Raw genomic sequence first — 279 nt, forward strand, 5'->3', positions numbered from 1 at the left:
CGATCGGTCACTTGCCGGACCGCCTCGATCTTGAACTCATCCGTATACCGCTTACTGCTCATGGACACCTCCGAATCAGCCATTTTCCATGGCCTTGAGATGTCTAAGAAATCCTGGGCGTATCATATCTATGAAGAGAACTCCTTGGACTTTTCTAGGGAAGGTCTGAATAACGAGGCCTGAGAGTGCGGGATGTCGCGTCGTTCCGAAGAGTGGCGTTTGAATCTTTGGAATTTCGCCATTTCTGGCGCTTTCCGTGGGAATTTCCTGGTTTACAGG

1 protein-coding gene is annotated in these 279 nt (G+C 50.2%); it reads right to left on the reverse strand.

Annotated features, from left to right (window positions below; genetic code table 11):
- Positions 1 to 75: 75 nt before the first annotated feature.
- The coding region (locus F7R02_RS26795) for a hypothetical protein (protein WP_208789159.1) at positions 76 to 279 on the reverse strand (204 nt) is incomplete at its 5' end.

The organism is Xanthomonas cissicola (assembly GCF_008801575.1).
Lineage (GTDB): Bacteria > Pseudomonadota > Gammaproteobacteria > Xanthomonadales > Xanthomonadaceae > Xanthomonas > Xanthomonas cissicola.